This is a genomic window from Nocardia mikamii NBRC 108933, assembly GCF_001613505.1.
GTDB classification, from domain to species: Bacteria; Actinomycetota; Actinomycetes; order Mycobacteriales; family Mycobacteriaceae; genus Nocardia; species Nocardia mikamii.
This window is the reverse complement of the sequence record NZ_BDCM01000026.1, coordinates 52,495-73,470: the sequence shown is the minus strand read 5'-3', so window position 1 is coordinate 73,470 and position 20,976 is coordinate 52,495. Positions and strand designations below refer to the sequence as shown.

Sequence of the window (20,976 nt, the reverse complement as noted above, 5' to 3'; positions counted from 1 at the left end):
CGTGCGGCCGCTGAACTTGCCGAGGAGGAATCCTGAGACCATGACATCGAGTGCCGCGATCGAATCCGAGGACGACCCGCGCAAGGCGCGCTCACGTCGCCGCCTGCTGGCCGCCGCGGCCGAATTATTGCGCGACGGCGGATTGGACGCGGTCACCATCGATGCGGTGACGCGCCGCTCGGGCGTCGCGCGCACCACCCTGTACCGGCATTTCGACACCGTGGCGCGGCTGCGTGCCGCGACCCTGGAAGAGCTGATGCCGCCGGTGGTCGAGATACCGGACGCGGGTCCGCTGCGGGAGCGACTGATCGAACTGCTCACCCGGCAGGCCGCGGCGATCAACGACGTACCGCTGCATCTGACCACGCTGGCGTGGCTGGCGACCGGCGACGCGCAGGCGCACGGCGACGGCGCGCGGGCCGGAACGCTGCGCGCCCATCTGATCGACACCTATCGACGCCCGTTCGACGAATTGTTCGACGACCCGCGGGCGCGCGCACTACTCGGCGATCGGGATCTCACCGCGGTGCTGGCGCAACTCGTCGGGCCGATCGTCTTCGTGCGGCTCACCGGCATCGGCCGCGCCGGGCGCGACGACTGCACCCGCATCGTCGACGATTTCCTCGCAGCCTGCGCGCGCGGGCGCTGAAATCGGCTGCGTGCGAATCGGTTTCGCGTCAGTAGTAGACCGGCCCCGGCACCCCGCCGCCGGCCGCGACGGCATCGCCGGTGATCGCGACGCTGCGCGGCGAAGCCAGGAAGGTGACGACGTCGGCGACCTCACTGGCATCGATCACCCGGCGGATCGAGTTGGCGACCAGACCGGCCTCCAATTCCTCGACCGCGGCGCCGGATTCGGCGGCCTGGGTGGCCAGCCGTTCGGTGAGTCGCTCGGTCCGGGTGAGGCCCGGATGCACGACCGTGACGTTGATTCCGTGCGGGCCGAGTTCGTCCGCGAGGTTCTTGGTCAGCGCCGAGACGCCGACGTTGCGCACCGTCTGCGCGATCGAATTCGCTTGCCGCGCACCGAGTCCGCTGATATTGACGATCCGCCCCCAGCCCTGCGCGATCAGATGCGGCGCGACCGCGCGGGCGGTGCGCAGATATCCGAGCACCTTGATCTCGACCTCGCGGCGCACGATATCGTCGCTGGTGGCGTTCAGATCCGCGGGCGAGCCGGCACTCCACGGCGTGGCCGCGGCATTGACCAGGATGTCGACCCCGCCGAGCTCGGCCACGGTGCGCTCGACCAGTGCCCGCACCTGTTCGTCGTCGCCGGTGTCGGTGGGCACCGCGACGATCCGCCGCCCGCTCTCCTGGGCGAGTGCCTGCGCGGCCGCCGCGAGCGGTTCGGCGGACCGGGCGGCGAGCACCACGTCCACGCCCTCGGCCGCGAGTCCACGCGCGACGGCCAGGCCGATTCCCTTACTGCCGCCGGTGACGATGGCCCGCTTACCGCTCAGCTGCAAATCCATGGGAGCGACGGTAACAACGCCTGCCGTCCGCGTCGCGGATCCGGATCGGGCTGAACAGAATCCGGGCCAGTCGTCCTCGTTCTCACCGGTATCGAACGTCATCGCAACGGCCTTTCGCGGTCTACCAGTCCGGCCGGTAGCCCCAATGCCATATGTCCGCGGGCTCCACCGTGACCAGCGCCGCGAATCCGCACACCGATTTCGGGCTACCCCCGACATGCTCCACGTCGTGGGTGATCACCGCGACCGCGTCGACCCGGCGCAACGCGGGTAGCAGATCAGGTACCGGCACGTCGGCGACGATGTCCATCAGGCGATATCCCGCTCCGACCGCGCGCCGACGAATCGCGGCTTCGATCTCGGTTCGCCGATCGCCCGCTAGATCGCAGCGGATATATCCGATTGCTCTGGGCCACTTCGACTTGTCCGGCTCTGCGCTCATCCGAGGAACCGCGTCATCGGCGCCTGCTCCGAATCGCGGTGGCCCGGTATCCATTCGGTCCACATCTCGTGCGCGATGCGATCCCAGACGGCGGCCCAGTGGCGCGACGTCTGTTCCCGTGCCGCCGCGAGATCGGTGCCCGGCGCGAACTCGATCACGTCGCCGGTGGTCGTGTCGCGCGCCTGCCTGATCTCGATATGACGGTACGTCTGCATCGCCCACACCGCTTCCAGGCCGTTCACCTCGGTACATCTGGTCCTGTCGTCCATCACCGGCTACCTCTTGTCCCGCATGTCGGCTACCAGCCCGTCCAGAACGCTCAGGAGCGTGCCGAGGTCCGGACCCGCCGCCACCGGCAGTTCGCTGCCGATCGGGTCGAGCCGGATACCACGCGCCGCGGCACGCTCGCGCAGCGTGTGAACCGGGGGGACGATCTTGCCGGCCCGCACGAGAAACCCGAACGCGGCGGCCTTGCGGGGACAACGATGGGCACTGCACCCCTTGTGCTGCTGCATGATTCGCTGAGCAATCGAATCAGTGAGCGGATGTGGCGGACCGGCATGCTCCGGTGCGATCGGGCTGCGCGCCCACGTCTCGGGCGGGCACACCGTTTCCAGATCACACCAATCGCACACCCGCGCCGGACTGTGATCGACGGTGGTCAAGTCGTAGACCACGACCGCGGCGGCGTCGACATCGAGGGCGATCGCCAGGCCGTAACCGACGGGGTCCGGCCGATCCACGGGTGGCCGCACGGTGCAGACGTAGTGATAACCCAGCCGCGCGGCATGGCGTTCGATCGCCAGTGCGTGCCGCAACGTGTCCGCGCCGGATACGCTGGGTCGAACGATCCCGATAGCTCTGGGGCGCTTATCATTTCGTCGTACTCCATCGGTGTCCGGTTGCGTGTCCGGCTGTTCGAGCATGGGAAATTTCGACATGTTCGGGCTTCCGAGACGGGGATGTGGTTGAGGTGCTTACGGATTGCCGGGTCGGCCGCCCCACCGCTCGCACACGTCGAGTAGACACCGATTGCCGCGAGAACGGAACGGTTTCAAAGCGTTTCGTGACAAGATAAAACGTTCCAAACAATCTGAATTCACTAGCGAAGCTAACGACCGCCAGGGGGCTCGATGCAGATCGAATCGACGACACTTCCACGCAGACTGCTGGGCCGACGACTGATCGAGTTGCGTGAGGCCGCAAACCTCAAGAGCGACGAGGCGGCGAAGCTCGCCGAGATCGGCCGACAAACCTTGTGGCGCTTGGAGAACGGGCGGACTTCGGAAGTGAAGAGGCCGATCATCCGAGCACTGTGCCGAGTGTACGAGGTCAACGAAGAGGATCAGAATGGGCTCTTGTGGCTTGCGGACGAGTGCCGCAAAGAGGAGTGGTGGCAGTCCTACAGCGACGCGATTGTGTACGCCGATCTATTCCTCAGCCTGGAACAGGCTGCAACTCGCGTCGATTCCTTTCAACTGACACTATTGCCCGGACTCACTCAGACGGCCGACTACCGCCGGGCGAAAGCCCGGTACTACAAGCCTGAATTGCGCAGATCCCGCCGCGTCGATGAACACATTCAATACAACGAGCAGAGAAGTTTCGAGCTACTTTCCAAACGACAAGCACGCCTTGTTGATTCGAGTAACCCGCTGACGATGCATGTCTTACTGGGCGAGGCAGCGCTGCGATACCGGATCGGGGGCAACGCAGTGATGGCCGACCAAATCCGCCATCTTCATGAACTGAGCCTGCTGGCGAATATGTCGATTCGTGTCATACCGTTCACGAGTGACGGTCATATCGGACTGGAAACCGACTCGTTCGTGTTGTTCGAATTTCCGCAACACTTGAACCCGGCGCTGACACAACCACCGGTGGTATACATCGAGGGCTACGCCGGAACCTTGTACCTGGACAAGCCAACCGAGATCGAGGTGTATCGACAGGCGCTGTCAGACATCGCCGCTGTGGCGCTGAACGAAGCGGAGTCAAGGGCTCTGCTGCAGAAGATCGAACAGGAGTACAGAGCGTGAGTACCGATACGTCAGCCGCGAAGTGGTTCAAAAGCAGCCGAAGCCGGGACGGCGGAGAGTGCGTGGAGGTAGCACACCTCACGACCGGTGCGGTCGGAGTTCGCGACTCCAAAAACCCCACCGGCCCAGCTCTCGTCTTCACCCCCGCCGAATGGGACGCCTTCACCACCGGCCTTCAGGACGGCGAGTTCCAGCGACCGGCGTAGCGGCGACCTGCGGGTTCGCGGGAAAGTTGGGATCGGTAGGGGGCGCGTAAGGCGTCTACTCACCTCATGACATTTTCTCAACCTCCCGCGAACCAACCGCAGTCGGCCGGCTTGGACAAGAAGACCAGCGCGATCCTGTCGTACGCGCTGGGCTGGCTCACCGGAATCATCTTCCTCTTCGTGGGGAAGCACGATTCCGATGTGAAATTCCATGCCTCGCAATCGATCGTCTTCTTCGGGGCGGTCTCCGTGCTCAATATCGTGCTGAGTATCGTCGGCTCGTTCCTCGGGGCCCTGGGCATCATCTTCAGCCTCGCCGGACTCGCCGTCGCGGTCTTCACGGTCGTCGTCTGGATCATGGCCATGGTCCAGGCGAACAACACCGGCGGTGTCCGCGCGGCGCTCCCTATCGTCGGAAAATTCACCGCCCCGTACGCCGACCGGTTGGCCAACTCGATCAGGTAGCGGCGTCTTCGCGTGGCGGCGGATACGACAGTCCGAAGACCAACGGCCCGAGGCTATCTCGGGCCGTTGGTGTCCGCGCGGAACAGCCCGGCATCCGGCCCGGCCGCCACCGAATCGGGGCCGGGTCAGACGGGAACCGCATCCTCGCGGCGGGCCGTGATGGCCTGGTGCACGGTGAGGAAGAACAGCACGAATCCGATGGTGAGCAGGACGTGACCGATGCCGGCCAGCTCCGCCAGTGGCGTGGATTCGCCGTGCCCGAGGACGGTCCGGGTGCCGATGATCGTCATGCACGCCACCGTCCAGAGGACAGCGGTGTTGTAGACGGCGAAGAACCAGCGATAGGCGCGGGTATTCGACAGGGCGAGTTGGTGTTCGAGCACCAGGACGATCAGGAAGAACAGCGTTCCCAGCGCCAGCAGGTGCGTGTGGACCACCGCGAGTTCGGTCTTGCCGGTGAACTGGTGGGCCTTGGTCAGTTCGCGGTAGACCAGTCCCGACGGCAGTCCCAGTGCGGTGTAGCCGACGGCGGCCCAGTAGAGCTGTTTCATCGAGTCCTCGTTCGAATTTCGTTGCGGTCGTTGGGGTGAGAGGTCAGGCCGACAGCTGTGCGGTGGGCGCTGGGGCGGCGGCCTGCCGGACTTCGGACGCCGTGCCGGTTTCGCGGAGGATCAGCAGCCCCGTGACGGCGATCAGCACGGAGGTCGAGCCGTGAACGCCGAACGCGGTGGCCGGGGAGCCGTGATGCGCCAGGACGTTGATCATGTCGCCGAGCGGTGCGACGGCCGTCATCAGCAGAATCCACCCCAAGGCGCGGCGCCGGCCCGTAACCAGCAGGATGCCCGTGCCCAGGCCCATCGCTAGTTCGCGACAGCCTTTCACGACGAGGAAGCCGCCGCCGTCGCCGGCGGGCCGATCCGGCAGGCCGAAGCCCTGGGCGGCGGTCTCGGGAGTCAGGACGAAAGAAATCCCGAGGTAGAGGGTGAACAGAACGACAGCGGCGGCGAGGACGGTGTCGAGGGACCGGCGTGACATGGGTGTACTCCTCTGACATTCAGACGTGAATTGTTGTCCGACACGGCATCCGGCTCACTGGGGCAGCACGTCGCCGGGTCCCAGTTCGAGGGTGGGATGGAAGATCATCGGCCGTGCGGTGAGGTCGAGATCGTTCTGCATCCGCAGCGTCAACGCACGCCATTCCGCGGTGCCGAGCGCGTTGCGCAGAGCGGTGCCGCTGTCCCAATCCCCGACGTTGACGAAGACCGCCTCGGCCTCCTCACCGGCCGCCTGGAACATCCGGGTTCGGCGGAAACCGGCCGCGGCCGCCATGTACTGGGCGCTGTCACGCCAGCGCCGCAGGAACAGGTCTCGCTGGGCAGCGGGTACCGACATCGTGTTGATCACGGTGACCGGTGCGTCGGTGTCGGAAACGGAGGGGATGTTGGCGTTCGACATATTGTCACGCTAAGTGACAATCATGTTTGTTGTCAATCCAGTTATATGGCAATCATGTTGAGTTGCTAGTGTGGGAGTCATGACGAACCGGCCGCTGGAATCGCGCGGGGCATTCCTGTTGTCGCAGATCGGCTTCCACGTATCGCACCGGCTCACCGACCAGCTGGCGCGGCTGGATCTGGACCCGGCCCACTTCGCGGTCCTCACCCAACTGGCCGTCGCGGACGGCCGCAGTCAGCAGGAACTCGCGGATCTGCTGCGGGTTCACCGCAATGCGATGGTCGGACTGGTCGACGAGCTGGAGGAACGCGCACTGGTGACCCGGCGGCCGCATCCGGCCGACCGGCGCGCGCACGCGGTCCACCTCACCGACCGTGCGCGCGAGGTGCTGGAGTCGATGCAATCCGAGGCCGACGCACTGGAATCGGAAATCTTCGCACCGCTCGACGAGACCGAGCGAGCCCAGCTCCTCCCGCTACTGCAACGCATCGCCGCCCACGCGGGCTTGCCAGCCGGCGTACACCCCGGCCTGCAACGACGACGCCGCGCACGCCGGGCACCGAGGTGAACGCGGTCCGACTCGCGCCCCGGGCGGGTCACCCGCACGCAGCCGTGCACCCGTCGCCGATAGGTGCGCGAGGATCAAGGCCGTGCGGCCACCACCTCGCAGGCAACCTCGAGGAAGTTCAGGTCCGTGACGGCCGGGACCAGGATGAACTCGTCGCATCCGGCCTGCTCCGCGCCGTCGAGAATCTTGGCGAGCACCTCGGCAGTCGACGCGCGCGCCGACGCGGCGACCCTGTGGGCCAGGTCGGGCCCGAGGAAGCCCAGGTAGCGAGCGGTGAAGGAGCGCAGCGCCTCCGACGCATCCGTGACGCCCAGTGCGGTGAAGCAGCCGCTGACCTTGCGTGGCTTCGTCGTACGACCGGCCTCGGCCCAGCACCGGTCGGCGAGATCGCTCACCTCGGCGATCTCCTCGGCGTCGCCGGAGATGCTGAAGCCGGAGACGCCGTCGGCCCACCGCGCCGCCCGGCGCATCGCCTTCGGCCCCATCGCACCGGCGAGGATGATCGGCCCACCCGGCTGCACGCACACCGGCCCCACCGGGTCCGCGCCCTCGAACGGGGGCTCGCCGGCGAGCAGTGACTTCAACTCGGCGACCTTGTCGTCGAGCTGCTGGTGCCGTCGCTTGAAATCAGCACCGAGAGCGCGATAGTCGTGCTCACGACCGCCGACACCGACGGCTACCTCGAGACGGCCGTTCGCGAGCTGATCGAGGGTGCCGATCTGCTGGGCCACCATCGCCATCGGGTGCTGCGGAAGCACCCAGAGGTTCGCCAGAACCTGCACTCGCTCGGTAACCGCCGCACAGGCACCCAGCGTCGCGACCATCTCCGGATTCGAGAACGTCACCCGCTCACCGACGGAAACACTCGAGAACGGGCCCGCGTCGATTCGCCGGGCCCAGTCGATCGTCGTACCCGGCCCGTAGCCGGGAGCCATCTGCGGAAGTGCGACACCGATCTTCATGTGGCGACCCTCTCAGACCCACCCAGGCGTGGTCACCCGATCCCCTGATTCCGACAAATCACGCCCGCGCCGCCGCACGCCCTCCTCGGCGCGAGAACTCCGACGCACCGAATGCCGATAATCGAACGAATGTTCGAGCATGCGGTAGGCTCACCCGCGTGAACACACATTCGACTGCGTTGGCACCGAATGCTCCGGCACGAGGATGGTCGGAACTGGCCGATGTCGACTTGCTGCGCACCCTCGTCGAAACCGAACGCCGCCGGCGCCGATTGGGTGCGGCCATGGTCGCGGCCGTCGCCGAGGCCGAGCGCCGCGGCCTCGCCGCCGACACCGGCTACCGGGACACCGCGGAGCTCTTGAGCGATCTCCTGCGGATCAGCGCCTCCGAGGCGCGTCGGCGAATCGAATACGCCGCCCCGCGAGCCCGCTCCCGCGCCAGGAAGGCGTGGCGGGCGATGGCGGCGGCAGGCTGATCCCGAGTTCGGCTGCGCTGATCCGCGGCGGCGGCCCGCTAGCGTGGTCCGGGACGCGCGGCACACGACGTGCCCGGGCACGACCTCGGAGGTGACGAATGACCAGCCGCACAGCAGCCGTCGAACTCGTGACGCTGACCGACGCCGACGAGGTGCGTGCGGCGGGAGAGATCTTCCGCACCGCGATGGTCGGACTGCCGCCACTGCCGGACGGCGCCGATGGACTGGCGGAGCCCGGACGCACGCTCGGGGCGCGACTGGACGGGCAGCTGGTCGGGGCCGTCGACTCCTACACCAGCTGGCTGGTGGCCCCCGGCGGGCGACGCCTCCCCCACGCGGCCGTGACGCACGTCGGTGTGCTGCCGACCCACACCCGAAGGGGCGTGGTGAGTGCGCTGCTGCGGCGTCAGCTCGCCGATATCGCGGCGCGCGGTGAGGTGGTCGCGAGTCTGCGCGCAACCCAGGGTGGGATCTACGAACGGTTCGGCTACGGCGTGGCCGGCTCGTACGCGACGCTCGAGCTGGATCGGCGACAGGCCCGATTGCGCGACACCGTGGCCCAGGGTGGGCCGGTGCGCTACCTCGACGCCGCGAACCGGTGGGAGACGCTGGCGAAAATCTATGCGGCCGCTGATATTTCGTGGAACGGCGCGATCGACCGGACGCCGTACTGGTGGCGATTCCAGGAGTCGGTCGCCGGCGACGCCGGCTGGACGGTGGTGCACGGCGAACCCGGCGCCGAGGACGGGTTCCTGCGCTACCGCCCGTCGGACAGCGCCGGCTGGCCGCGCAATCCGCAACGCACGGTGGTCGTCGACGACTGGGTGGCCACCACACCCGCGGCCTACCGCGGACTGCTGCGGCATCTGCTCACCCATGACATCGTCGACCGGATCGTGATCACTTTCGCCCCGGTGGACAGTCCGCTGCGGCACCTGTTCACCGACGAGCGCGTGGTCACCGTCGCCGGCATGCACGACGAGACCTGGTTGCGGCTGGTGGACGTCCCGACGGCACTGGAACGCCGAAGCTACCGCGAGTCACCGGCCGTGGTCCTCGCGGTGACCGACGACCTCCTGCCCGCCAACACCGGCTCCTACCGCATCGCCGCCGACAACCTCACCCGCGTCGACGCGCCCGCCGATCTCACCACCGACGTGGCCGCCCTCGCCGCGGTGTACCTCGGCGGATCCACCTGGCGGCAGCTGGCCCTCGCCGGCCGGGTGCGCGAAAACCGCAGCGGCGCAATCGAAGACGCGGACAACCTGTTCACCACCACCTCGGCCCCGTTCGCCGGCACCTACTTCTGACACCGGCGCGACAGCCGCCCGTCAGGGCCGGTCCAGCACCGCCCGGGCGAGCGAGTCCAGCGCGAATCCGATCAGGCCGATCACCACGATCACCGCCATCACCTGGTCGTAGGCGAGTTGGTCGCGGGCATTGAGGATCTGGTAGCCGAGGCCGGACCGTACCCCGAGCATTTCGGCCGGCACCAGCACCACCCAGGCGATGCCGAGCCCGACGCGGAATCCGGTCTGCACCGGCCCGCGGATCGCCGGCAGGATCACCGCGCTCACCTGCTCGCGCCGGGTCGCACCGAACGACCGCGCCACCAACAGCAGACCCGGGTCGATGGATCGCACGCCCGCGGCGGTGTTCAGCACGAGGGGCCAGACCGAGGCCGCGGCCACCAGGAAGATCACCGGCTGGTGCCCGATTCCGAACAGCGCGACCGCGATCGGCGCCCACGACAGCGGCGAGATCATCCGCAGGAACTGCACCACGGGCGCGACCGCGGATTCGGTGGCGGCGTGCAGTCCGAGCAGCAGGCCCAGCGGAACGCCGACGGTGACCGCGATCAGCAATCCCACCAGCAGCCGCCACATACTCACCGCGATATCGGGGAGCAGCACACCGCGATCCAGCAATCCGGCGATGGCACCGGGCACATGCTGCGGCCCGAATTCGCGCAGCAGCGACTGCGGCGCTGCCACCAGATCGGTGAGCACCCACCACAGCAGCACCGCGGCGACGACGGCACCCAGGCGCGGTAACCAGGCCGCGGCGCGGCGACGTGGGCGGGCGGCGACGATAGTCACGATGGATCGATCTCCTCGATGCGAGTGAGCCCCGGGGGCAGTCCGAAGGCGGCGGGCCCGCCCGCGCGGTCCAGCGCGGCCCGGACGAAGCGGTCGTCGACGAGTTCGCCGTGTGCGCTCGCCGGATCCAGGCGGGACAGGAAGCGGGTGTCACCGTCGACGACGGTGTCGTGCATGGCCGTGGCGAGAGCGGCGGTGAAACTCGGAAAGGGGAAGGGCTGGAATCCGATTCGCTGCGGGTGCCAGTCGGGATGCCGGACCGGGATCCGGTCGGAATAGGTCAGCGCCTTCGTGATCGCGGGCAGCGGTTGCGGAAGATACCTTCCCGCGAGCTGTTTCGCCGCGGCGGGACGGTCTGCGCCGATCCGCAGCTGCGCGGCGACCACCGCGTCCGCCACCGCCTGTGCCACGGCGGGCCGGCTGTCCAGGAGGTCCTGATGCACCACCAGTGCGCAGCAGGCGTGGTCGCGCCACAGGTCGCCGAGGAAGCGATGGATATGCCCCACGCCGCGCAGTTCCGCTCCCGCGTTGAACGGGTCGGCGACGGTGAACGCGCTGATCGACCCGTTGGCGAGGGCCGGAATCATATCCGAAGGACTCATCACGATCAGCTCCACGGTGCCCGCCGAGCGCGAGGCCGAACTCCGGATCACCGGCCGTAAACCGTTGGCGCGCAACCACTGCTGGATCACGATGTTGTGGATCGACCACCAGAACGGGATCGCCACCTGCGTACCGGCCAGTTCGCCGGGTTCGGTGATGCCGGGAGCGACGGTCAGGGCGGAACCGTTGGTGTGGTTCCAGCCGAGAATCCGAGCCGGGGCACCCATTCCGAACCGTAGCTGAATCGCCATCGGCATCAGCAGGTGCACGATATCGACATGGCGGGTGAGGAACGCCTCCGCCAGCGCGGACCAGCTGCGAAACAGGACGGGCTGGGCGAATTCGGGGCCGCGCTCGGCGATCAGCAGCGGGGCCGCGTCGGTGATCGGCAGATATCCGATACGCAACCGGTCACCGCCGATGCCGCGGCGGTCGGCCGCGGCCACGCCCAGATCGGCCAATCCGGCCAGCCCACCGGCGGCGACGAGTCCGGCGCAGCCGCACAGCAGGCCACGCCGCGAGATCGAGGGCCGCCTCATACTGTCACCGACACATCGCGATAGCGGTCGATGATGCTGTGCCGCAGCGTGTTCCGCTCGTCGTCGGAGCCAGGGCGCGGAAACTGCGCCCGCACGGTGCCGCCGTGGCCGATCAGGACGATCCGGTCGCCCAATCGCAGCGCCTCGTCGACGTCGTGGGTGACCAGGACGGTGGTGCAGCCGAGGTCGGCGACCAGCGCGGCGAGCCACTCCTGCAGGTCGGCGCGCACCGCCGGATCCAGGGCGCTGAAGGGTTCGTCGAGTAGCAGCAACTGTGGCCGGACCGCGACGGCGCGCATCACCGCGACCCGCTGCGCCTGGCCACCGGAGAGCTCATCGGGCATCCGTCCGGCCAGCCCGGCCAGACCGAACCGCTCGAGCAGCGCATCCGTGCCCGCGGGATCGAAATCAGCACGGTGACGCGCGAACCGGCCGCCGAACCGCACGTTGTCGCGCACGGTCAGCCACGGCATCAGCAGCGGCTGCTGGAATACCATGCCGGTCGCCGGGTTCTGCTGCCCGTCGCCCCAGCCGATACTGCCGCCGTCGAGCCGGTCCAGCCCCGCGATGATGCGCAGCAGCGTCGATTTGCCGCTGCCGCTGGGGCCGAGGATCACCAGCAACTCACCTGCGGCGATCTCCAGATCGACGCCGGCGAGGACCGGTGTGCCGTGGTGGGCGTAGCTCTTGCGCGCGGCCGCTAGTTGTACTGCGACAGTTCCCATCGCAACTGGCCTTCCGAGGGAGATTGAACGGGCAGGAAAGCGGCCTCGCGGAACCGCCGGTTGGTATCGCAGTCGCGGGCGAATCCGGCGCCGCCGCGCAGCGTCGATTCCAGCCGCGTCGCCGCCACCGCGGTCCGGGACGCGTCGAGCCGCACCCGGATCAGATCGGCCGGCAGGACCCGGCCGGTATCGGCGGCGAACTCGTACAGCCGCTGCCGCACCGAACCGTGCCGGGCCGCGAGATCGGTGTACTCCCCGCGGAATTGGGCGCCCAGGCCGTCGAGCAGCGCGCCCGCCTCGGCCACCGATCTGCCGGCGATGCCGCTGCAGAACGCGGTCTGCAGGAGCAGGAATATCGGCCGCACCGCGGCTGCGAAGGCCGGCAGGTCCGTGGTGATCAGGTGGTCGTCGGGCACCTCGACGCGGTCGAAGGTCAGCGCGGTCGAACCGGTGGCGCCCAGTGCGAGCAGTTCCGGCGCGGGCCGCACCCGCACTCCGTCGGCGGCGGCGCCAACCACGGCGACCCGGCCGGAACCGTCGTGGCCCCGATACGGGAACACGATCAGGGCGTCGTCGAAGACGTTGGAGGCCCACGCGATCGGGCCGGAGACCGTGCCGTCACCGGCCTCGGCCCGCAGCGGCAACTCGCCGAGCCCGGCGAGATGTTTGAGCGCCGCGGCCATCGCCGTGACACCGGCCGTGCGGCCGGAAGCGAGCTCGCCCAGGTACCGGCTGCGCACCGGATTCGGTGCGCGCCAGACATATTCGAGTGTCATCCGCTGTGCCCACAGCGAGAAACCGGCCGCGAGGCTTTCGGCCGCGACGTCCTCGACCAGGCGGGCGAATTCGCGAATATCGGTGTCGCCCAGTGCCGTTGCGAGCAGATCGTGTGCGCCGAGCTCGGCGAGATCTGCCCGGGTGTCGGTGACGCCGGCGTCGAGACCGGCGGCGCGGTCACGCACGAAGGCCGCCGCTGCCTCGCGGACCGGCGCGGTCACGGTCATGTCCGCGGGTCCGAGAGGGCGTGCAGCCGGTCGATCGGCGTGCTGACCGCGGCCCGGGCCCGGCGTACCGCCGCCTCGTCCGGCGCGTCGTAGAAGCACAGGCATTTGGCCGTGTCCTCACGGACATAGGTGCGCAGGAAGTCGACCTCGGGGACGTCGGCGTACTTCGGCGCATTGGCCTTCTTGCGCGCGAGGTAGGTGTCCATATCGATCTCGGCAGGGATATCCCATTCGACGAGATAGCCGGCGGCGGGGCGCGCCGCCTTGAGGGCCTCGAGGTCGGCGCCGACGAGACGCACCTCGTGCGGCCCGTCGACGGAGGCGGCGAACACCTCCTCCGCGGCCGGGGCGGGAGCGGCGCAGCCGGCGAATTCCGCGATGGCGAAGATACGCGCCGCACCGCTGGTGACCTGCGCCTCGATCAATTCGCCCCCGGCCTTGTCGGCGCGCGCGCCGAATTCGTCCAGGGTGCGACCGGGGGCTCCGGTGGGCACGAGTTCGTACAGATACAGGGACATGGACAGCCGCCTTTCGGAACTGGCTCTTGGGTGGGCTCGACGGCCGCGCGCACAGCGCGGCCGGAGATGCGCGAAACGAACGACGCTCCCGCGGACGCAGGCGCCGCGGGCAGAGGCGTCTCAGCGCCGGTGACGACAGGCAGCGCCCGCCACACGCACGAGATCCACGTGCAGTCGGCGGGTGAGGTTGCTGCGGGTCACGCATTCAGATTAAACCGATACAGAACGTTCTGTCTACTCAGGAAGGTGACTATGGTGGAAGACGTGGCCACAACAACGGAGCCCGCCGAGCGGCAGCGGTCGCCCCGCGGGGACAAGCCCGCACCGGCACAACGGCTGCTGGACACCGCGACAACGCTGTTCTCGCGCTACGGAATCCGCGCAGTCGGCATCGACCGGGTTCTCGCGGAGGCCGGGGTGGCGCGGGCGAGTCTGTATCAGAGTTACGGCTCCAAAGACGCTCTGGTCCAGGCCTATCTGGAGAATCTCGATCGGCGTGACCGCACCCGCTGGGACGAGGCCGTGGCGACCGTGACGGAGCCGGCCGACAAGGTGCTGACGTTCTTCGATCTGGCCTTGGCGTCGGCACCCACCAAGGGTTTCCGAGGCTGCCAATACGCCAACGCGGCCACCGAATTTCCCGATCGCGTACTGGAACCGGTTGTCGCCCACCGCAGCTGGATGCTCGACACGCTGACGGGCCTGCTTCGTGAATGCGGCAGCGCCGATCCGGAGGAACTCGCCCACCGCATTCAACTCGTCTACGACGGCGCGCTGTCGGGCTCCAAATTCGAGCACGGACTGCAGCCGCTACGCACGGGCCGGAGTCTCGCCGCGGAGTTGATCTCCGACTCGCTGCCGGACCGCCGCCGCACCGGAAGCGCCACCACACACTAACATAACGCTTGTACGGTTTAGCACCTCCGGCGAGTGGGAGCAGCCCATGTGGGATCCCGAGAAGTACCGCAGTTTCGGCGACCATCGCTCGCGACCGTTCTTCGAACTGGTCGCGCGCATCGACGCCGAGAACCCGCGCCGGGTGGTCGACCTGGGGTGCGGTCCCGGGCAGCTCACCGGCGTGCTGGCTCAGCGGTGGCCGCGAGCGCGGGTCGACGCGTTCGATTCCTCGCCCGAAATGGTCGCGGCGGCACGGGAATCCGGCATCGACGCCGAAGTGCGCTCCGCCGAGGAGTGGCAGCCCGCACCCGATACCGACGTCGTGGTGACCAATGCGGTGCTGCAGTGGGTGCCGACGCATACCGAGCTGCTGCCGCGGTGGATCGCGGCCCTGCCGCCCGGAGCCTGGCTGGCATTGCAGGTGCCGGGCAACTTCGACGCACCCTCTCACGTCGCCATCCGCGAACTCGCCGCGCGCGAGGAATGGCGGCCGCGTCTGGAATCCAGCGGCATCCTGCAACCGCGCGACGTCCTCGATCCGGGCGGCTACGCGGCGGTGCTCACCGCCGCCGGATGCACGGTCGACGCCTGGGAGACCACCTATCTGCAGCGGCTGACCGGCACCGATCCGGTCCTCGAGTGGGTGACCGGGACCGCGCTGCGGCCGGTCCGAAGCGCACTCGACGACGAGGCATGGGCGGACTTCACCGCGCAGCTCGCCCCGCTCCTGCGCGCGGCCTACCCACAACGCGCGGACGGAACGACCTGGTTGCCGTTCCGGCGGGTCTTCGCCGTGGCACATAAACCGCGATGAATTCCACGGCCCGCCATCGTCTGACGGGGTAGGAAGCTCCTCTCGAAACCTGCGAAAGAGTCAATTATGTCTGTGTCAGTGCTGGATATGTCGATGTCGCTCGACGGGTATATCGCGGATTCCGACGACTTCCTCGGCGGTGAGGACGGTGAGCGATTGCACCAGTGGGCCGAGGAGACCGACGCGGCCGGGCCGCTCGTCCAGTTCCAGGAGGAGTGGAACGCCGCGGGTGCGGTGTTGTCGGGCCGGCGGACCGCGGAGCTGATGGACCACTGGGGTGGCGATCACAACGGCCAACCGATCTTCGTACCCAGCCATCGCCCGCCCGCACCGGCCGCTCGCTGGGGCTATCCGCTGGTGACCTATGTCCGAGACGGCATCGAAAGCGCGATGGCACAGGCGAAAGCTGCTGCTGGGGAACGGCATGTGCAGATACGCGGCGGCGCTTACACTGTGCGCGAGGCGTTGACAGCGGGGGTACTGGACGAACTCCAGATCCATCTGATTCCGGTGTTGCTCGGTCGTGGACGTCGCTTGTTCGACATGTTGCCGTCGGAGATCGAACTCGACGTCGTCGAGGTGATCAATACGCCTGCGGCTACGCATATTCGTTATCGCGTCCGACGCTGAATCCAGCGAGACCGGTCGGCCGGGACCGCGATGCGTCCCCAGCCATGGTCGACACAGAACCTGGTCCCGCTACTTGCCGCGCCGGACACCACTAAGTCAGGTAGCGGCGTACCGCGTCGACTGCGCGCCGGCCGCTCTCGGCGGCGGATTCCATGGTGGAGGGCAGTTCGGTGCGCGTCCAGTCACCGGCGAGGAACAGACCCCGCACCGGAGTGGTCTGGTCCAGGCGCAGGGATTCGAAGCCCGGATGCGCCGAGAAGGTGGCCTGCGGTTGATGAATCACCTTGGTGCGCAACACCGTCGCGCTGCGCGCCTCGGGATAGTGGGTGCGCAGCGATTCCAGGGCGGCGGCGACGAACGCCTCCCCGGGCAGGTGCACCACTTCCCAGGACGCGCTGACCGCCAGCGAATAGCAGTAGCCGTCGCGGTGGTCGCCGTCGTGCATCCCGCTGGTGTCGAACACCCACTCGATGGTGGTGTCGCGAAGATTCTCGGCCAGCCGTACCATCCGCAGCGGACTGTCCAACCAGACGTAGACGCTCGAGATCGGCGCGGGCTCGATCTTGCGCGCGGGAGCGAAGAATTCGTTGCCGCCGAGCGCGCTGCGGTCCAGCAGGGTGGTCAGCGACCACGGTGGCAGCGTGAGAATCGCCGCGTCACAGTCGATTCGCTGCCCGTCGGCGAGCCGCAGTCCGGTCAGCCGATCCCCATTCGGGCCGGAGTCGAGTTCCACGTCGACCAGTTGCGTCCCGGTCACGATCCGCGCGCCGCGCTCCCGCAGATACCGCTCGGCGGGGGCGACGAACAGTTCGTGCAGGCTGACCCGCGGCCACACCGCGTCGCCCGCGCGGATATTTCCCGCGAGCGCCCGTCGGCCGATGAAATGCAACGCCTGCGCGAAGGTGAAAGCCGAGACCCGGTCGGGCTTTTCGTTGAGCAGGCCGATCACCAGCTGGTCCAGGCTCAGCCGCCGCAGTGAATGCGGAACGTCGAGCTCCCGAAACCACCGGTCGACGGTCATCCGGTCCAACTCCGGCGACGGATTCCACGCGGCGGCACCGATTCGCAGCCAACTGCGCAGCGCCGCAAGACGATCGCGCGGCGGGATCGGCGGCCAGGCCATCCACGCCAGGCCGGCGGTATTGCGAACCAGGGCCGGCACCCAGCGCGGCCCTCGTGTGGTGAGCAACCGGCCCGGTCCGGTGCGGATCGCGAAAGGTGGCGCATCCCAGCGTAATTGGCTGTCGGTGCCGATGGTGCCGACGTAGCGCAGCAGGGCGTCGTAGCAACCGGCGAACAGATGCTGACCGTTGTCGACCAACTCGTCGACCCCGGCGACGTCGAAGGAGAAGGTCCGCCCGCCGAGCCGGCCCCGCTTCTCCACGAGGGTGATCTCGAACCCCCGCTCGGCCAGCCACACCGCGGCGGAGAGCCCCGCCAGGCCCCCGCCCACCACCGCGACGTGCCGCGGACCCGAATCCGGGTTGACGAGAGACTGAGTATCAATTTCACTCATCCGCTCATGCTACGGGGAACCGGTACCCCATGCCGGGTTATCGAGGCACGCCCCCGGACAAACCCCTACCGCCCGCACCCCGGCCCGAGGCGCGGCCGTAGCATCGAATGAGCTCCATCCATGTCTGATAGCCCCGACCGATCCGGAGGACATCATGACCACACCGGGCGATTTCACGTTCGAGGATGCGTACCAGGGCGATGCCGGCCCGTTCTCCGGCGCCAAACCGCCCTGGAGTATCGGCGAGCCGCAGCCGGAGCTGAAAGCGCTTGCCGAACAGGGGAAATTCCGCGGCGACGTCCTCGACGTCGGCTGCGGCGAGGCCGCGATCTCGCTGTATCTGGCCGAGCGCGGCTTCACGACGGTCGGGCTGGACTCCGCCCCGACCGCCATCGAACTGGCCCGCGCCGAGGCCGAGCGGCGCGGACTGACCACCGCTACCTACGAAGTCGCCGACATCACCTCGTTCACCGGGTACGACGGCCGTTTCGGCACCATCGTGGACAGCACGCTCTTCCACTCGATCCCGGTCGACCAGCGAGACGGGTATCAGCGTTCGATCGTCCGGGCGGCGGCACCGGGCGCGTCCTACTTCGTGCTCGTCTTCGACCGCAAGGCGTTACCGTCCTCCCCCGAGGGATTCGGGCCCAATCCGGTGACCGAAGACGAACTGCGCGAATTCGTTTCGAAGTACTGGGTGATCGACGATATCCGTCCGGCTCGCATCCACGGCAACGATCTCCCCCGCGACGAACGATCACCGGTCCACTTCGAGAACGTGCGCGACGAGCCCGGCGGCCGCACCTCGGTGCCCGCCTGGTTGCTGCAAGCCCACCTGGCTCTGGCCTGACCGGCATCACCGGGCTACCCGCCCTGCGGCACGAACTTCGGTTCGGCGAGGGCCCGGTAGTCCGGCAGCTGGGTCGCTTTGTCGAGGGAACCCTGGGATTTCGCCCAGTCGGCCAGGGTCGTCAGGGTGTCGGCGAGCTCGGGCCGCAACTGGAGACGGAAGTCGAATTCGGGCAGGATCTTTCCGATGAGGTCCGCCGGCAGCTGAGTCGATGCGGCAACCGCCGCGATCGCCGGCTCGGCGCCGGAGGTCAGCTGGGTTCCCGCCTCGCCGAGGGCCGCGAAGAAGGCGGTCAGCGCCTCGGGCTTGCGGGTGACGGCGTTGTCGGTGGCCAGGTACAAGCTGTGCTGACTGTAGGTGCCGCCGGCGAGTTCGACCGCGTCTCCGCCGAGCGCGTCGATCACCTGGGCCTGGTACGGCTGGAAGATCGCGACCGCGTCCACATTGCGCTGTCCGGCCGCGGTCACCATCGCCTGCGGCGCCACCTGCACCAGTTTGGCGCCGATATTGCTGTGCGACAAGGCGTTCGACGCGAAGTACGCCGCACTCGTACCCAGCGGCGTCCCCACGGATCGGCCGCCGAGATCCGACAGCGAGGCGATTCCCGCACTGCGCCGCGCGACGATGCGCGAACCCTCCCATCGCGATCCGTCGCCGACGATGCGCAGTGCGGGCGAACGGGTCAGCGCCGCCGCGGCCGGGACATCCGCGGCGGTGGCGATATCGAGTTGGCCGGCGGCGAGCGCCTGCAGCGCCTCGACCCCGGTGGAGAAGTTGACGACCTTCACCTTCACCCCGTGCCGGTCGAAATATCCGCCCTGCTGCGCCACCGGTACCTGCGCCCAGGAGGGATCGACGACGAAACCGACGGTGAGGGTGTGCGGGTCCGAGTCGTCGGCGTCGGTGCATGCGGCCAGCGGGACGATCAGCGCGACGAACGCGAGGATGGCGATAAGGACGCGGGACATCAGTGATTTCACGGGCTTCTCTTCATCTGCGGAGGGTGGAAGTCGTTGCGGTACAGGGAGTTCGACAACGCGTCAGGGAACCGTGCGCACGATTCCGAGTTCGTGGTGCAGGGTGCGGCGCAGACCGCTGTACCCGGTCTGGTCGGCGAGCGTATCGGCGGGTCGCGGGCGGGCCAGCGGATTCGTGATCAGGTCGATGATCTGCCCGTCGCGCAGCACACCGATGGTGTCGGCCAGCCGGATGGCCTCGTCCACGTCATGGGTGACGAAGACGACGGTGCGTTGCAGCCGGGTCCACACATCGATCAGCAGGTCCTGCATGTTGAGCCGGGTGAGTGCGTCGAGGGCGGCGAACGGTTCGTCCATCAGCATGATGTCGGGCTCACCGGCGAGCATGCGGGCGATGCCCACGCGCTGGCGCATACCGCCCGACAATTGACTCGGCCGCAGTCCGCCGACATCACCGGGCAGGCCGACGAGGTCGAGCAGTTCCGCGATGTGGTCCCGCCGCTCCCGTGCCGCGACTCGGTGTGCGCGCAAGGCGAATTCGATATTCGCCGCGACGCTCATCCAGGGGAACAACACATCCCGCTGGAACGCCACACCCCGGCGCGGATCGGGACCGGTCACACGCTCCCCCGCGTCGGTGACGGTGCCGGACGTGGGGGGCAGCAGGCCCGCGAGACAATGCAGCAGAGTGGATTTGCCGCTGCCGGAGGCGCCGACGAGGACGGTGAACGAGCCGTCGGGCACCGTCAGATCGATACCGCGCAGCGTGGGCTGCTCCGCATTCGGAAAGCGCACCACCAGATCGTGTGTGGCGATGGCCATCTCAGTTCACCTCCTTGGCCCAGCGCACCACGGGTGCGGTGAGCGCCGCGATCGCGAGATCACAGGCAGCGCCGAGCACGCCGAGCACGATCAGGCAGAAGATCAGCCGGTCGGCCTGGGAGAACAGCTGCGCCTGATAGATCCGATAGCCGATTCCCGCTGTGGTTCCGGTCATTTCGGCGACGACGATCAGCACGAACGCCATGGCGGCGCCGACCCGGATCCCGCCGACCACGTCGGGCGTCGCCTCCGGCAGCACGATCCGAGTGAGCGTGTGCCATCGGCTCGCACCGAGACAGCGCGCGGCCTGCAGATAGTGCTCCGGCGTGCCGGCGAATCCGGAGTGGCTGTTGATCCATACCGGGACGAACACGCCCAACGCGATGACCAGCACCTTGCTGTTCTCGCCGAGCCCGAACCACAGGATGGCCAGCGGAACCAGGCCGATCGTCGGGATCGGTGAGAGCAGCCGCAGCACGGGCTGCAGCACCGCACGGCCCACCCGGGTGGTCGAGGTGGCGATCGCGGCGAGCACGCCCGCGACCACGCCGGCCACGAGACCGAGCAGCGCGCGCTGCAGACTCGCGGCGATATCGGGGAGCAGCAGACCATCGCTCCACAGCGCCTGCCCGGCGCGTGCGATCTGCGGCACGGTCGGAAACAACTGGCGCGGAAAGCTTCCCGATGCGGCCACCAGCGACCACACGAGTGCGGCCAGCACCAGCCCGGCCAGAGTGCCGCCGACGGTACGCCAGTGCCGCGGCCACCGTGTGACACGGATGCGGTCGCGGCGCGGCGATGCCGGGGCGGGTGGCCCGGCGATGTCCGGTGTGGTTCGCAGACTCGATGTCATGGGTCGAAACTTCCTCGAGTGGATGACCGGCGGCCCGGCCG

The 20,976-nt window shown here is 68.2% G+C and carries 29 protein-coding genes; 11 read left to right on the top strand and 18 right to left on the bottom strand.

All coding sequences use genetic code 11. The features are described 5' to 3' along the window. Positions 1-40: 40 nt before the first annotated feature. On the top strand, positions 41-649 hold the full coding sequence (locus tag NMI01S_RS31965; protein ID WP_063002467.1) for a TetR/AcrR family transcriptional regulator: 609 nt from the start codon (positions 41-43) through the stop codon (positions 647-649). A gap of 28 nt (positions 650-677) precedes the next feature. Here the strand turns inward: NMI01S_RS31965 and NMI01S_RS31960 are convergent, their stop codons facing one another. The 4 genes from NMI01S_RS31960 to NMI01S_RS31945 form a co-directional block, all read right to left on the bottom strand. Beyond that, positions 678-1,475: an SDR family NAD(P)-dependent oxidoreductase gene (locus NMI01S_RS31960; RefSeq protein WP_063002466.1), complete on the bottom strand. Its 798-nt coding sequence runs from the start codon at positions 1,473-1,475 to the stop codon at positions 678-680. A gap of 121 nt (positions 1,476-1,596) precedes the next feature. Continuing rightward, the gene (locus NMI01S_RS31955) at positions 1,597-1,917 is read right to left on the bottom strand and encodes a hypothetical protein (protein WP_063002465.1); all 321 of its coding nucleotides are present in this window, start codon (positions 1,915-1,917) and stop codon (positions 1,597-1,599) included. Further along, the gene (locus NMI01S_RS31950; protein ID WP_063002464.1) at positions 1,914-2,186 is read right to left on the bottom strand and encodes a hypothetical protein; all 273 of its coding nucleotides are present in this window, start codon (positions 2,184-2,186) and stop codon (positions 1,914-1,916) included. Before NMI01S_RS31950 ends, NMI01S_RS31955 begins: the two co-directional genes overlap by 4 nt. A 6-nt stretch (positions 2,187-2,192) precedes the next feature. Next, complete coding sequence (locus tag NMI01S_RS31945; RefSeq protein ID WP_063002463.1) at positions 2,193-2,735, bottom strand: hypothetical protein; 543 nt, start codon at positions 2,733-2,735, stop codon at positions 2,193-2,195. A gap of 315 nt (positions 2,736-3,050) precedes the next feature. On the opposite strand from NMI01S_RS31945, the gene NMI01S_RS31940 reads away from it, so the two are divergent. The 3 genes from NMI01S_RS31940 (at position 3,051) to NMI01S_RS31930 (ending at position 4,627) form a co-directional block, all read left to right on the top strand. Then, entirely contained in the window at positions 3,051-3,956 is a 906-nt protein-coding gene (locus NMI01S_RS31940; RefSeq protein ID WP_063002462.1) for a helix-turn-helix domain-containing protein, read from the top strand. Beyond that, positions 3,953-4,162: a DUF397 domain-containing protein gene (locus tag NMI01S_RS31935; protein WP_063002461.1), complete on the top strand. Its 210-nt coding sequence runs from the start codon at positions 3,953-3,955 to the stop codon at positions 4,160-4,162. The genes NMI01S_RS31940 and NMI01S_RS31935 overlap by 4 nt, the downstream gene beginning before the upstream one ends. 66 nt (positions 4,163-4,228) lie before the next feature. Then, complete coding sequence (locus tag NMI01S_RS31930) at positions 4,229-4,627, top strand: DUF4870 domain-containing protein (RefSeq protein ID WP_063002460.1); 399 nt, start codon at positions 4,229-4,231, stop codon at positions 4,625-4,627. A gap of 125 nt (positions 4,628-4,752) precedes the next feature. Here NMI01S_RS31930 and NMI01S_RS31925 read toward each other — a convergent pair whose 3' ends face one another. Genes NMI01S_RS31925 through NMI01S_RS31915 form a run of 3 tightly spaced genes read right to left on the bottom strand, consistent with a single transcriptional unit; the run spans position 4,753 to position 6,082 of the window. Next, a complete protein-coding gene (locus NMI01S_RS31925; RefSeq protein WP_063002459.1) occupies positions 4,753-5,178 on the bottom strand; it encodes a DUF2871 domain-containing protein in 426 nt (141 codons plus the stop codon). 43 nt (positions 5,179-5,221) lie between these two features. Next, on the bottom strand, positions 5,222-5,662 hold the full coding sequence (locus tag NMI01S_RS31920; protein ID WP_063002458.1) for a DUF4267 domain-containing protein: 441 nt from the start codon (positions 5,660-5,662) through the stop codon (positions 5,222-5,224). Between the two features lie 54 nt (positions 5,663-5,716). Then, positions 5,717-6,082 (bottom strand): antibiotic biosynthesis monooxygenase family protein, encoded by a 366-nt coding sequence (locus tag NMI01S_RS31915; RefSeq protein ID WP_063002457.1) that lies wholly within the window; start codon positions 6,080-6,082, stop codon positions 5,717-5,719. 79 nt (positions 6,083-6,161) lie between these two features. Here NMI01S_RS31915 and NMI01S_RS31910 point away from each other — a divergent pair, with 79 nt between their 5' ends. After that, positions 6,162-6,650, top strand: a complete 489-nt coding sequence (locus NMI01S_RS31910; RefSeq protein ID WP_063002456.1) for a MarR family winged helix-turn-helix transcriptional regulator — start codon at positions 6,162-6,164, stop codon at positions 6,648-6,650. A gap of 74 nt (positions 6,651-6,724) precedes the next feature. On the opposite strand, the gene NMI01S_RS31905 is transcribed toward NMI01S_RS31910, so the two are convergent. Continuing rightward, entirely contained in the window at positions 6,725-7,612 is an 888-nt protein-coding gene (locus NMI01S_RS31905; RefSeq protein ID WP_063002455.1) for an LLM class flavin-dependent oxidoreductase, read from the bottom strand. Positions 7,613-7,770: 158 nt separating this feature from the next. Here NMI01S_RS31905 and NMI01S_RS31900 point away from each other — a divergent pair, with 158 nt between their 5' ends. Together NMI01S_RS31900 and NMI01S_RS31895 are read left to right on the top strand one after the other, a co-directional pair. Beyond that, on the top strand, positions 7,771-8,088 hold the full coding sequence (locus NMI01S_RS31900; RefSeq protein WP_063002454.1) for a DUF222 domain-containing protein: 318 nt from the start codon (positions 7,771-7,773) through the stop codon (positions 8,086-8,088). Between the two features lie 98 nt (positions 8,089-8,186). Then, the gene (locus NMI01S_RS31895) at positions 8,187-9,398 is read left to right on the top strand and encodes a GNAT family N-acetyltransferase (RefSeq protein ID WP_063002453.1); all 1,212 of its coding nucleotides are present in this window, start codon (positions 8,187-8,189) and stop codon (positions 9,396-9,398) included. Between the two features lie 21 nt (positions 9,399-9,419). Here the strand turns inward: NMI01S_RS31895 and NMI01S_RS31890 are convergent, their stop codons facing one another. The 6 genes from NMI01S_RS31890 to NMI01S_RS36460 form a co-directional block, all read right to left on the bottom strand. Further along, positions 9,420-10,187: an ABC transporter permease gene (locus NMI01S_RS31890; RefSeq protein ID WP_439956326.1), complete on the bottom strand. Its 768-nt coding sequence runs from the start codon at positions 10,185-10,187 to the stop codon at positions 9,420-9,422. After that, positions 10,184-11,329, bottom strand: coding sequence for an ABC transporter substrate-binding protein (locus tag NMI01S_RS31885; RefSeq protein ID WP_063002451.1), 1,146 nt, complete (start codon positions 11,327-11,329; stop codon positions 10,184-10,186). The genes NMI01S_RS31890 and NMI01S_RS31885 overlap by 4 nt, the downstream gene beginning before the upstream one ends. Then, on the bottom strand, positions 11,326-12,054 hold the full coding sequence (locus tag NMI01S_RS31880) for an ABC transporter ATP-binding protein (protein WP_063002450.1): 729 nt from the start codon (positions 12,052-12,054) through the stop codon (positions 11,326-11,328). The genes NMI01S_RS31885 and NMI01S_RS31880 overlap by 4 nt, the downstream gene beginning before the upstream one ends. Further along, entirely contained in the window at positions 12,030-13,058 is a 1,029-nt protein-coding gene (locus tag NMI01S_RS31875; RefSeq protein ID WP_063002449.1) for an acyl-CoA dehydrogenase family protein, read from the bottom strand. The genes NMI01S_RS31880 and NMI01S_RS31875 overlap by 25 nt, the downstream gene beginning before the upstream one ends. Next, positions 13,055-13,576 (bottom strand): DUF4242 domain-containing protein, encoded by a 522-nt coding sequence (locus NMI01S_RS31870; RefSeq protein WP_063002448.1) that lies wholly within the window; start codon positions 13,574-13,576, stop codon positions 13,055-13,057. Before NMI01S_RS31870 ends, NMI01S_RS31875 begins: the two co-directional genes overlap by 4 nt. 120 nt (positions 13,577-13,696) lie before the next feature. Beyond that, positions 13,697-13,744, bottom strand: coding sequence for a hypothetical protein (locus NMI01S_RS36460; protein ID WP_369689943.1), 48 nt, complete (start codon positions 13,742-13,744; stop codon positions 13,697-13,699). An 84-nt stretch (positions 13,745-13,828) separates the two neighbouring features. On the opposite strand from NMI01S_RS36460, the gene NMI01S_RS31865 reads away from it, so the two are divergent. From NMI01S_RS31865 to NMI01S_RS31855, 3 genes are all read left to right on the top strand, one after another. After that, a complete protein-coding gene (locus tag NMI01S_RS31865; RefSeq protein ID WP_063002447.1) occupies positions 13,829-14,473 on the top strand; it encodes a TetR/AcrR family transcriptional regulator in 645 nt (214 codons plus the stop codon). A 46-nt stretch (positions 14,474-14,519) separates the two neighbouring features. Then, positions 14,520-15,287, top strand: coding sequence for a trans-aconitate 2-methyltransferase (locus tag NMI01S_RS31860; RefSeq protein WP_063002446.1), 768 nt, complete (start codon positions 14,520-14,522; stop codon positions 15,285-15,287). Between the two features lie 66 nt (positions 15,288-15,353). Beyond that, a complete protein-coding gene (locus NMI01S_RS31855; protein ID WP_063002445.1) occupies positions 15,354-15,917 on the top strand; it encodes a dihydrofolate reductase family protein in 564 nt (187 codons plus the stop codon). A gap of 91 nt (positions 15,918-16,008) precedes the next feature. Here the strand turns inward: NMI01S_RS31855 and hpnE are convergent, their stop codons facing one another. Next, a complete protein-coding gene (hpnE, locus tag NMI01S_RS31850; protein WP_063002444.1) occupies positions 16,009-17,433 on the bottom strand; it encodes a hydroxysqualene dehydroxylase HpnE in 1,425 nt (474 codons plus the stop codon). A 154-nt stretch (positions 17,434-17,587) separates the two neighbouring features. Here hpnE and NMI01S_RS31845 point away from each other — a divergent pair, with 154 nt between their 5' ends. Next, the gene (locus NMI01S_RS31845; RefSeq protein WP_063002443.1) at positions 17,588-18,283 is read left to right on the top strand and encodes a class I SAM-dependent methyltransferase; all 696 of its coding nucleotides are present in this window, start codon (positions 17,588-17,590) and stop codon (positions 18,281-18,283) included. 14 nt (positions 18,284-18,297) lie between these two features. Here the strand turns inward: NMI01S_RS31845 and NMI01S_RS31840 are convergent, their stop codons facing one another. From NMI01S_RS31840 to NMI01S_RS31830, 3 genes are read right to left on the bottom strand one after another with little or no spacing between them, the layout of a single operon-like run. Beyond that, a complete protein-coding gene (locus NMI01S_RS31840) occupies positions 18,298-19,263 on the bottom strand; it encodes an ABC transporter substrate-binding protein (RefSeq protein ID WP_063002442.1) in 966 nt (321 codons plus the stop codon). Positions 19,264-19,323: 60 nt separating this feature from the next. Beyond that, positions 19,324-20,082, bottom strand: a complete 759-nt coding sequence (locus tag NMI01S_RS31835; RefSeq protein WP_063002441.1) for an ABC transporter ATP-binding protein — start codon at positions 20,080-20,082, stop codon at positions 19,324-19,326. Position 20,083: 1 nt separating this feature from the next. Then, a complete protein-coding gene (locus NMI01S_RS31830) occupies positions 20,084-20,935 on the bottom strand; it encodes an ABC transporter permease (RefSeq protein WP_063002440.1) in 852 nt (283 codons plus the stop codon). Between the last annotated feature and the right edge of the window lie 41 nt (positions 20,936-20,976).

What these genes read in the sequence shown, in the direction of transcription:
- NMI01S_RS31960 (WP_063002466.1), bottom strand. Translation starts at nt 1,475, where the DNA reads ATGGATTTGCAGCTGAGCGGTAAGCGGGCCATCGTCACCGGCGGCAGT.
- NMI01S_RS31905 (WP_063002455.1), bottom strand. Translation starts at nt 7,612, where the DNA reads ATGAAGATCGGTGTCGCACTTCCGCAGATGGCTCCCGGCTACGGGCCG.
- NMI01S_RS31855 (WP_063002445.1), top strand. Translation starts at nt 15,354, where the DNA reads ATGTCTGTGTCAGTGCTGGATATGTCGATGTCGCTCGACGGGTATATC.
- NMI01S_RS31925 (WP_063002459.1), bottom strand. Translation starts at nt 5,178, where the DNA reads ATGAAACAGCTCTACTGGGCCGCCGTCGGCTACACCGCACTGGGACTG.
- NMI01S_RS31880 (WP_063002450.1), bottom strand. Translation starts at nt 12,054, where the DNA reads ATGGGAACTGTCGCAGTACAACTAGCGGCCGCGCGCAAGAGCTACGCC.
- NMI01S_RS31940 (WP_063002462.1), top strand. Translation starts at nt 3,051, where the DNA reads ATGCAGATCGAATCGACGACACTTCCACGCAGACTGCTGGGCCGACGA.
- NMI01S_RS31830 (WP_063002440.1), bottom strand. Translation starts at nt 20,935, where the DNA reads ATGACATCGAGTCTGCGAACCACACCGGACATCGCCGGGCCACCCGCC.
- NMI01S_RS31920 (WP_063002458.1), bottom strand. Translation starts at nt 5,662, where the DNA reads ATGTCACGCCGGTCCCTCGACACCGTCCTCGCCGCCGCTGTCGTTCTG.
- NMI01S_RS31870 (WP_063002448.1), bottom strand. Translation starts at nt 13,576, where the DNA reads ATGTCCCTGTATCTGTACGAACTCGTGCCCACCGGAGCCCCCGGTCGC.
- NMI01S_RS31895 (WP_063002453.1), top strand. Translation starts at nt 8,187, where the DNA reads ATGACCAGCCGCACAGCAGCCGTCGAACTCGTGACGCTGACCGACGCC.
- NMI01S_RS31860 (WP_063002446.1), top strand. Translation starts at nt 14,520, where the DNA reads ATGTGGGATCCCGAGAAGTACCGCAGTTTCGGCGACCATCGCTCGCGA.
- NMI01S_RS31875 (WP_063002449.1), bottom strand. Translation starts at nt 13,058, where the DNA reads ATGACCGTGACCGCGCCGGTCCGCGAGGCAGCGGCGGCCTTCGTGCGT.
- NMI01S_RS31845 (WP_063002443.1), top strand. Translation starts at nt 17,588, where the DNA reads ATGACCACACCGGGCGATTTCACGTTCGAGGATGCGTACCAGGGCGAT.
- NMI01S_RS31930 (WP_063002460.1), top strand. Translation starts at nt 4,229, where the DNA reads ATGACATTTTCTCAACCTCCCGCGAACCAACCGCAGTCGGCCGGCTTG.
- NMI01S_RS31915 (WP_063002457.1), bottom strand. Translation starts at nt 6,082, where the DNA reads ATGTCGAACGCCAACATCCCCTCCGTTTCCGACACCGACGCACCGGTC.
- NMI01S_RS31950 (WP_063002464.1), bottom strand. Translation starts at nt 2,186, where the DNA reads ATGGACGACAGGACCAGATGTACCGAGGTGAACGGCCTGGAAGCGGTG.
- NMI01S_RS31835 (WP_063002441.1), bottom strand. Translation starts at nt 20,082, where the DNA reads ATGGCCATCGCCACACACGATCTGGTGGTGCGCTTTCCGAATGCGGAG.
- NMI01S_RS31865 (WP_063002447.1), top strand. Translation starts at nt 13,829, where the DNA reads ATGGTGGAAGACGTGGCCACAACAACGGAGCCCGCCGAGCGGCAGCGG.
- NMI01S_RS31955 (WP_063002465.1), bottom strand. Translation starts at nt 1,917, where the DNA reads ATGAGCGCAGAGCCGGACAAGTCGAAGTGGCCCAGAGCAATCGGATAT.
- hpnE (WP_063002444.1), bottom strand. Translation starts at nt 17,433, where the DNA reads ATGAGTGAAATTGATACTCAGTCTCTCGTCAACCCGGATTCGGGTCCG.
- NMI01S_RS31965 (WP_063002467.1), top strand. Translation starts at nt 41, where the DNA reads ATGACATCGAGTGCCGCGATCGAATCCGAGGACGACCCGCGCAAGGCG.
- NMI01S_RS31910 (WP_063002456.1), top strand. Translation starts at nt 6,162, where the DNA reads ATGACGAACCGGCCGCTGGAATCGCGCGGGGCATTCCTGTTGTCGCAG.
- NMI01S_RS31885 (WP_063002451.1), bottom strand. Translation starts at nt 11,329, where the DNA reads ATGAGGCGGCCCTCGATCTCGCGGCGTGGCCTGCTGTGCGGCTGCGCC.